Annotated in this window: 9 protein-coding genes; 4 read left to right on the forward strand and 5 right to left on the reverse strand. The window is 64.5% G+C overall.

The features are described from left to right. Positions 1-26: 26 nt before the first annotated feature. Positions 27-407 (reverse strand): aspartate 1-decarboxylase, encoded by a 381-nt coding sequence (panD, locus tag AC1D1X_RS12165; RefSeq protein WP_477648477.1) that lies wholly within the window; start codon positions 405-407, stop codon positions 27-29. Between the two features lie 160 nt (positions 408-567). Here panD and nadC point away from each other — a divergent pair, with 160 nt between their 5' ends. The 3 genes from nadC (at position 568) to pabB (ending at position 4,231) form a co-directional block, all read left to right on the forward strand. Next, positions 568-1,446, forward strand: coding sequence for a carboxylating nicotinate-nucleotide diphosphorylase (nadC, locus tag AC1D1X_RS12170; RefSeq protein WP_477669792.1), 879 nt, complete (start codon positions 568-570; stop codon positions 1,444-1,446). Then, entirely contained in the window at positions 1,443-2,405 is a 963-nt protein-coding gene (locus AC1D1X_RS12175; RefSeq protein WP_477698349.1) for a quinolinate synthase, read from the forward strand. The genes nadC and AC1D1X_RS12175 overlap by 4 nt, the downstream gene beginning before the upstream one ends. A 74-nt stretch (positions 2,406-2,479) precedes the next feature. Next, a complete protein-coding gene (gene pabB / locus AC1D1X_RS12180; protein ID WP_477669790.1) occupies positions 2,480-4,231 on the forward strand; it encodes an aminodeoxychorismate synthase component I in 1,752 nt (583 codons plus the stop codon). Positions 4,232-4,251: 20 nt separating this feature from the next. Here the strand turns inward: pabB and AC1D1X_RS12185 are convergent, their stop codons facing one another. The 4 genes from AC1D1X_RS12185 to AC1D1X_RS12200 all read right to left on the reverse strand — a co-directional run bounded on the left by AC1D1X_RS12185 (position 4,252) and on the right by AC1D1X_RS12200 (position 7,648). Further along, positions 4,252-4,611 carry a 5-carboxymethyl-2-hydroxymuconate Delta-isomerase gene (locus tag AC1D1X_RS12185; protein ID WP_477698350.1) on the reverse strand — a complete coding sequence of 120 codons (360 nt, stop codon included), beginning with the start codon at positions 4,609-4,611 and terminating at the stop codon, positions 4,252-4,254. Positions 4,612-4,664: 53 nt separating this feature from the next. Beyond that, entirely contained in the window at positions 4,665-6,275 is a 1,611-nt protein-coding gene (gene nadB / locus AC1D1X_RS12190; RefSeq protein ID WP_477669788.1) for an L-aspartate oxidase, read from the reverse strand. Positions 6,276-6,446: 171 nt separating this feature from the next. Next, positions 6,447-7,328, reverse strand: a complete 882-nt coding sequence (locus tag AC1D1X_RS12195; protein WP_477669787.1) for a segregation and condensation protein A — start codon at positions 7,326-7,328, stop codon at positions 6,447-6,449. Positions 7,329-7,420: 92 nt separating this feature from the next. Then, positions 7,421-7,648, reverse strand: a complete 228-nt coding sequence (locus AC1D1X_RS12200; protein WP_457279614.1) for a DUF3460 family protein — start codon at positions 7,646-7,648, stop codon at positions 7,421-7,423. Positions 7,649-7,783: 135 nt separating this feature from the next. Between AC1D1X_RS12200 and bamE the strand changes: the two genes are divergently transcribed. After that, positions 7,784-8,217: outer membrane protein assembly factor BamE domain-containing protein (gene bamE / locus AC1D1X_RS12205; RefSeq protein WP_477698351.1), on the forward strand; the 434-nt coding region annotated here is incomplete at its 3' end.

Consider the following 8,217-nt stretch of genomic DNA (forward strand, 5'->3'; position numbering starts at 1 on the left):
GTGCTAAAGCGCGAGTCGGGTGCGGGTCAGGGCTTCTGGACCGGAATGGTCGAGCGCTCCTCCTTGATGCGGTTGTCCGGATTGACGAACACCAGCTTGGGGCTGAAGCCCGCGACATGCTCTTCATGCACCTGCGCAAACGCCGCAATGATGACCAGGTCGCCCACGGCAGCCCGCCGCGCGGCGGAACCATTGACCGAGATGATGCGGCTGCCGCGCTCAGCGCGGATGGCGTAGGTGATAAAGCGTTCACCGTTGTTGATGTTCCAGATGTGCACCTGTTCGTTCTCGGCGATGTTGGCGGCATCCAGCAGGTCTTCGTCGATGGCGCAGGAGCCTTCGTAGTTGAGTTCGCAGTGGGTCACCGCAGCGCGGTGAATCTTGGACTTGAGCAGTGTTCTGAACATGGTGTGTGGAGGGTGTACTCAGGCAAAAGGAAAACGCCGGGGTGGGCGAAAGGGGGCCGGCGGCGGGCAGCGGCAGGGGCGCTGTAACATTCGCGGCAGTTTTGAGGTCTACTCAATAGTTTAGTGCAGGGTACTGCGCGGTTTCTTTCTTAGATTACTTATGAAAAAGTCATTTGATTTCACGACTGAAGCGCTGGGCGCCTTGGCCCGGGCGGATGCGGCACGCGCGCTGGCCGAGGACATCGGCAGCGGCGACCTGACCGCAGCGCTGATTGACCCGACCCGCCAGGCACGGGCGCAGGTGGTGGCACGTGAAAGCGCAGTGGTGTGTGGCAGCGCCTGGGTCGAAGCCACGATGCGGCAGCTGGACCCGGAGGCCCAACTGGTATGGCATGTGCTGGATGGCGAGCGCTGCGAAGCCGGCCAGGTGGTGTTTGAGGTGCGCGGGCTGGCCCGTGCCCTGCTGTCGGCTGAACGCACAGCCCTCAATTTTTTACAGCTGTTAAGCGCCGTTGCGAGTAAAACGGCTGTTTATGTTGACATCGTGAAAGGCACGCGGGCCGCTATCGTGGACACGCGCAAAACTCTTCCCGGCCTGCGGCTGGCGCAGAAGTACGCGGTTGCCGCGGGCGGCGGAACCAACCACCGGGTGGGTTTGTACGACGCCGTGCTCATCAAGGAAAACCACATCGCGGCCGCGGGCGGCATTGCGCAGGTGCTGGCACGCGCCGCTGATGTCGCCGCGCAGGCCGATTTTGTGGAGATTGAGGTCGAGAACCTGGACGAGCTGGCGCAGGCGCTGAATGCCGGTGCGCGCATGGTGCTGCTCGACAACATGAGCCTGCCCGACCTGAAAGAAGCCGTGCGCATCAACAACGGGCGAGCGATTCTGGAAATTTCGGGCGGTGTCACCCTGGAGGGCCTGCGCACCCTGGCCGAAACCGGTGTAGACCGGATTTCCATCGGCACCCTGACCAAGGACGTGCGGGCGATTGATTTTTCCATGCGCTTTGACGCCGAGAGCACGGTGGCGGCATGAGCGTGGTTTTGCCCGTCATCCGTGTGGACTACGAGCAGCCCGAGGGCGCGGCTTGCAGCACGCACCAGGCTTGGGCCCRTGTGCCGGCCGAGCCCACGCAGGCCGAGCGCACCGTGCTGAAGGCCCGCATCCGCGAACTGCTCAAGGCCCGCAACGCCGTCATGGTATCGCACTACTACGTACACCCCGACCTGCAGGACCTGGCCGACGCGACCTGTTCGCTTGATTTGGGCTGCCCGGTGGATGAATTCAGCGCGTTTTGCGATGCCCACCCGGACCGCGCGGTGGTGGTGTATGCCAACACCAGTGCCGCTGTGAAGGCGCGGGCAGACTGGGTGGTGACATCCAGCTGCGCGCTCGACATCGTGCGTGCGCTCAAAGACCAGGGCCAAAAAATCCTCTGGGCGCCCGACCGGCACTTGGGCAGCTACATCCAGCGCGAAACCGGTGCCGACATGGTGTTCTGGAATGGCGCCTGCATCGTGCACGACGAATTCAAGGCCTTTGAACTGCAGGCCCTGAAAAAAGAGCACCCCGGCGCAAAAGTGCTGGTGCACCCCGAGTCCCCTGCGGATGTGGTGGCGCTGGCCGATGCGGTGGGCTCAACTTCGGGAATTTTGAAGGCGGCGCGTGAGATGGACGCGCGCGAATTCATTGTGGCGACCGACAACGGCATGCTGCACAAGCTGCGCACGCTCAACCCCGGTAAAGTGTTTATTGAAGCGCCGACCGCCGGCAACAGCGCCACCTGCAAAAGCTGCGCGCACTGCCCGTGGATGGCCATGAATGGCCTGGCCGGTTTGGCTCATGTGCTGGAAACCGGTGCGCATGAGGTGAAGATTGACCCCGCGCTGGGATTGCGTGCCCGGCTGCCGATTGACCGCATGCTGGCTTTCACCGCCGCCCTGAAAAACGGCCGGCCCACCGCAGGCCTGGTGCCGCATATCGGTGCGGCCTGACGCCGGGTTCCGGCACCTAGATGCTACTGTTTTGATAGCTGCTTGCGCCCGCCAGGTATGCGTTAGAGGCCTGAATGACCCCTATTACCGCATGCATTGATTTTTCAGACCCGCATGACAATACAGCCCCGCGCCTGCGCCGTGCCTTTGGTGCGCCGCGTGCGGTACTGGTGGCGCGCACGCTCGATGAGGTACGGCCGGTGCTGGATGCCGTGCAGGCCGCTGCCGCGCAGGGCGCCTGGTGTGTGGGTTACCTGCGTTATGAAGCCGCACCGGCTTTTGACGCTGCGCTGGCCGCGCACGATGCGGACGGGCCGCTAGCCTGGTTTGCGGTATATGACGAAGCCTTGCCATGGCCACAGACCGTGCCAGGCGCCGATGTGCAGGTGCAATGGCAACCGGGGCTGGATCGCCCGGCTTTTGACGAGGCGCTCGACACATTGCAACGGGCGATTGCCAACGGCGCGTACTACCAGGTTAACTTCACGGCCCAGATGACTGGCCGGCTGCCGGCAGGCCAGAATGCCGCGCCGGCCCATGCCTTGTTTGGCGCCCTGCAGCGCGCGCAGCCCGGCGGTTATGCGGCCTTCCTGGATACGGGTGATGAGCAGATCTTGTCGGTGTCGCCCGAGTTGTTTTTTGACTGGCGCGACGGCCAGCTTTTGACACGGCCGATGAAAGGCACGGCGCCGCGCGGCACGACCCCCGAGAGTGACGCCGCCCAGGCCGAGACGCTGCGAACGTCAGTCAAGGAGCGTGCCGAAAACGTGATGATCGTGGACCTGCTTCGCAATGACCTGTCGCGCATCGCCGAGCCTTTCAGCGTGCGCGTGCCGCGCCTGTTTCACATCGAGGCGCTGCCTGCGGTATGGCAGATGACCTCCGACGTTGAGGCGCGCACGCGGCCCGGCTGTAGCCTGGCCGAGGTGTTTGCCGCGCTGTTTCCCTGCGGTTCGATCACCGGCGCACCCAAGGTGCACGCCATGCAGGCTATTCGTGAACTGGAAGCCGGGCCGCGCGGCGTGTATTGCGGGGCCATCGGCGTGGTGCAACCCGGCGGCGCGGCGACTTTCAATGTGCCGATCCGCACCGTCAGCCTGCGCGGCGCCCAGGCCTGCTGCGGTATCGGCAGCGGCATCACCTCGGGCTCCGTGGCTGAAGGAGAATGGCAGGAGTGGCACCACAAGCAGGCCTTTCTGGAGCGAGCCAGCATGCCCTTCGAGATTCTGGAAACCCTGGCGCTGGACGCCGGCCAGCTGCGCCACAGGGATGTGCACCTGGCGCGCATGGCCGCTTCTGCTGCCCACTTTGGCCACCGATGGGATGCGACGCAAGCCCATGCGTGCCTGCAGGCCTTGGCCGAGGCGCACCCGCAGGGCCTCTGGCGCGTGCGGCTACTGCTCGGTGCCAGTGGAAATTTCACTGGCCAGGCTTATGCCATGGAGCCGTCGCCGCCCCAGGTGCGCCTGCAACTGGCCCGCCGCCCGCTGGAGGTGGCTCACGGCGAATTTGTGCGCTTTAAAACAACACGCCGCGCGCATTACGACGCCTTCACGCCCACAGCACCTGACGTGTTTGACAGCGTGCTTTGGAATGCTGAGGGCGAGATCACCGAATGCACACGCGGCAACATCGCGATGCGGGTGGCGGGCCGCTGGGTCACGCCGCCGCTGGCCTGCGGGCTGCTGCCGGGCGTGGGGCGCGCGCTGGCCTTGCAGGAAGGCCGACTCAGCGAAGCTGTCGTGCGGGTCGACGCCTTGGCAACGGTGGAGGCCTGGGCTTTTGTGAACAGCCTCAGGGGCTGGATAGGCGCGACCCTTGTCTGAGCCCGGCTCGTATAAAACCGTTAAAGCTTTTCCTTGACGTAGGAAGCGCGGTCCATGTCCACCATCTCCACGCTCAGCTGCACCATCACGCCCGCTGGCCGCGGGGTCAGGCGGCGCAGCACGTCAGCGATGCGCGCGCCCAGGTCCTTCTTGGCTTCCGGCRTGCGGCCCGACAGCAATCGTAGCTGGGCATGAACAAAAGCGCGTGAGGCCGGTGCCGTGCCGATTTCAAAATCGTCCAGCGCGACCAGCCGGGTCTTCAGGTCGGATTCATCCTGTATTTCAGGGCTGCCGGCGACGGCCTGGTTCAGCGCCTGAAGCGCTTCGGCCCTGGGAAAGCCGGCCAGGTTGCTGGAGTATTCAACGATCAGGTGAGGCATGTGGGTTCTGAATAAAAAGTGGCAAGAAACGGATAAAGAGGATTCGGGAAAGATTAACTTCCGGGCGGTACCAGCACGGTAGGAATGGCCTGTTCAGCGGTGCCTGGGAAGTCGCGGCTGAAATGCAGGCCGCGGCTTTCGTGCCGGCCGTGCGCCGAGCGGACGATCAGATCCGCCACCTGCACCAGGTTGCGCAGCTCCAGCAAGTCGCGTGTGACGCGAAAGTTGGCATAGAACTCCTGGATCTCCGCGTTGAGCAGGGCGATGCGGTGCGCCGCACGCTCGAGCCGCTTGGTGGTGCGCACGATGCCCACGTAGTTCCACATGAAGCGGCGCAGCTCGTCCCAGTTGTGCGAGATCACCACGGCCTCGTCGGCATCGGTGACCTGGCTTTCGTCCCAGGCGGGCAGGGCGGGGACTTCGGCGGGTGCCAGGGATTCGATGGCGTGGGCCGTGGCGCGCGCCAGCACCACGCACTCCACCAGTGAATTGCTCGCCAGGCGATTGGCGCCGTGCAGGCCGGTGCAGGCGGTTTCGCCAACCGCATAGAGGCCCGCCACATCGGTGCGTCCGGCCAGGTCGGTCACCACGCCGCCGCAGGTGTAGTGCGCGGCCGGCACCACCGGGATGGGCTGGCGCGTGATGTCAATGCCGAGCTCAAGGCAGCGCTTGAGGATGTTGGGGAAGTGCTCCTGCAAAAAGGCCGGGCTCTGGTGCGAGATGTCCAGGTAGACACAGTCGAGGCCGTGCTTTTTCATTTCAAAGTCGATGGCGCGGGCCACCACGTCGCGCGGCGCGAGCTCGGCGCGGGCGTCATGCGCGGGCATGAAGCGCCCGCCCCCGGCTGAGGGCGGCAGCAGCAGCTTGCCGCCTTCGCCGCGCACGGCTTCCGTGATCAAAAACGATTTGGCGTCGGGGTGGTAGAGGCAGGTCGGGTGGAACTGGATGAATTCCATGTTGCCCACGCGGCAGCCCGCGCGCCAGGCCGCGGCAATGCCGTCGCCGGTGGCGGTGTCGGGGTTGGTGGAATAGAGATACACCTTGCCCGCGCCGCCGGTGGCCAGGATCGTGTGGCCGGCGCTGAAGGTCAGCACCTCGCCGCTGGCGGTGTCGAGCACATAGGCACCATGGCAGCGGTTACCGGGTTGTTTCAGATGCCGGTCGGTGATGACGTCGACCAGCATGTGGTGCTCATAGAGCGTGATGCCGGGCGTCTTGCGGACCTGTTCCATCAGCGTGCGCTGCACGGCAGCGCCGGTGGCGTCGGCCGCATGCACGATGCGGCGCTGGCTGTGGCCGCCCTCGCGGGTCAGGTGCAGCTCGCCGGGGTGGCCGGCGTCTTCGGAAAAGGCCACGCCCAGCGCACGCAGCCAGGTAATGGCTTCGGGCGCACCTTCGACCACAGCGCGCGTGGCGGGCAGGTCGCAGAGGCCCGCACCTGCGACCAGCGTGTCGCTCACATGCTGCTCCAGCGTGTCACCTTCGGCCAGCACGGCAGCCATGCCGCCCTGTGCCCAGCCGCTGGCCCCGTCGCCAAGCGCACGTTTGGTCACCACCGCCACGCGCCGGCCAGGTGCCAGCAGCAGCGCGGCAGACAGGCCCGCCAGGCCACTGCCGATGATGAGGACGTCGAAGTTGTGTGAACCCAGGCTCTCAGCGGTCATGGAAACTCATTCATCGTTGAAATGAAATCAGGTCCTGGCGGAGTGGACTATCCAGCCAAGCAGGAGCCGCGGGACTGGCTTTGCCAGACCGCAGGCGGAGCGGCCCCTCGGGGGCAGGGAGCTACACGCAGTGAGCGACCGTGGGGCTCCATTGAACCGTGGGGGCAATATTTAGGCTGGGGTGTAAGCCAGCCGCACATAGATGGGTGCGAAAGCCTCGGCCTGCGTGACTTCCAGCAGGCCTTCCTTGGAGAGCTCCAGCAGCGCGATAAAGGTCACCACCAGCACCGGCATGCCGCGCGTGGCGTCGAACAGGTCTTCAAATTCGAGGAACTTTCGGCCCTGCAGCTTGCGCAGCACGATGCTCATGTGCTCGCGCACCGAGAGTTCTTCTCTGGAGATGACGTGGTGCTGCACCAGGCGGGCGCGTTTGACAATGTCGCGCCAGGCGTCCTGCAGGTCCACGATGTGCACATCGGGAAAGCGCGGCTGCAGTGATTGCTCGACATACACCTGCGCGCGCAGGAAATCCCGGCCGAACTGCGGCACTTCGTTGAGCTTGTGGGCGGCCAGCTTGATCTGCTCGTACTCGAGCAGGCGACGCACCAGCTCGGCGCGCGGGTCTTCCGGCTCCTGGCCTTCCGCCACCTTCTTGGGCGGCAGCAGCATGCGCGACTTGATCTCAATCAGCATGGCCGCCATCAGCAGGTATTCGGCCGCCAGTTCCAGGTTGGTGCTGCGGATTTCGTCGACATAAGTGAGGTACTGGCGCGTGACCGCCGCCATCGGGATGTCGAGGATGTTGAAGTTCTGCTTGCGGATCAGGTACAGCAGCAAGTCCAGCGGTCCTTCAAACGCCTCCAGGAAGACCTGCAGCGCATCCGGCGGGATGTACAGGTCGTGCGGCATGGCAAACAGCGGCTCGCCATAGAGGCGCGCCAGCGCCACCTGGTCGATCACGGCGGGCATGTCCGGGCTCAGGGTTGCGGACAGCTCCTGCCCGGCGGCCGGCGGCAGCTCCTGGGGGGACGGTGAAAAGGGGGTTTGAGACATGAAAGAGGCCGAAGCGGTGCGCGTTAAAGATTTGCTATGAAAAAGATAGCTGCTTGCGCTCGTCCTGCAAGGGCTGAAAGCCTGTTCGGCCCTTATTTTCCGTTCGGGTGGCTGCTGGTGCCGTACACGTAAGGCTGCTGGGGAACCTTGGCCTCGCCGTATTCCGCCTGCTCGGTGCGGTTCAGGTTCTTGTCCCACAACAGCGCGCGCCCGGCGCGTTGCTCGGCTTCCAGCGTGGGCTTGTTGGCCTTCAGCTGGTCGATGAACTGCGTGGTATCGGAGGTGTAGTCGGAGCGGCGGAAGAAGTTGAGGAGGGACATGGGTCTAAACTGCCTGAATCGTATAGTTGGCTGATTTTACCGGGGTCTGCCTTGCGCTCCTTGTTACCACCTTTCCCACCCTCCTTCGCACCGGCCCGAACGGGCTTTTCAGCACTTTTTTCCGTCAGGACGTTCATCTGTACGGGTCTGCTCTCATTTGTCCTGGGCCTGGTGGCGTGCGACGCGCAGCGCATTGCCGAACTGGAAGAAGGCGTGGCCACGGAAGCCGATGTACGCGCCCGCTTTGGCGAGCCCGAGAAGGTGTGGGAAGCGGCCGACATGGCCGAAACGCCGCAGCCCGGCGCTGCGGCGGCGCCGGGCGCCCGCACCTTCGAATACAACCGCCAGCCGGAGGGCAAGGTCAACTACATGATCACGATAGGTGCAGACGGCAGGATGAGCGCGCTGCGGCAGGTGCTGACACCGCAAAATTTTGCCAAGGTGCAGCCCGGTATGCGCATGGAGCAGGTGCGCAAAATGCTGGGCAAGCCAATGAAGGTCACACCCTATGCGCTGAAACAGGAAACCCACTACGACTGGCGTTACCTGAACCCGCCGTCTGCGGCGCG

This window comes from Polaromonas sp. P1_G4, assembly GCF_056405475.1.

Coding starts and splice junctions, on each gene's coding strand:
- panD (WP_477648477.1), bottom strand. CDS start 407: ATGTTCAGAACACTGCTCAAGTCCAAGATTCACCGCGCTGCGGTGACC.
- nadC (WP_477669792.1), top strand. CDS start 568: ATGAAAAAGTCATTTGATTTCACGACTGAAGCGCTGGGCGCCTTGGCC.
- pabB (WP_477669790.1), top strand. CDS start 2,480: ATGACCCCTATTACCGCATGCATTGATTTTTCAGACCCGCATGACAAT.
- nadB (WP_477669788.1), bottom strand. CDS start 6,275: ATGACCGCTGAGAGCCTGGGTTCACACAACTTCGACGTCCTCATCATC.
- AC1D1X_RS12195 (WP_477669787.1), bottom strand. CDS start 7,328: ATGTCTCAAACCCCCTTTTCACCGTCCCCCCAGGAGCTGCCGCCGGCC.
- AC1D1X_RS12200 (WP_457279614.1), bottom strand. CDS start 7,648: ATGTCCCTCCTCAACTTCTTCCGCCGCTCCGACTACACCTCCGATACC.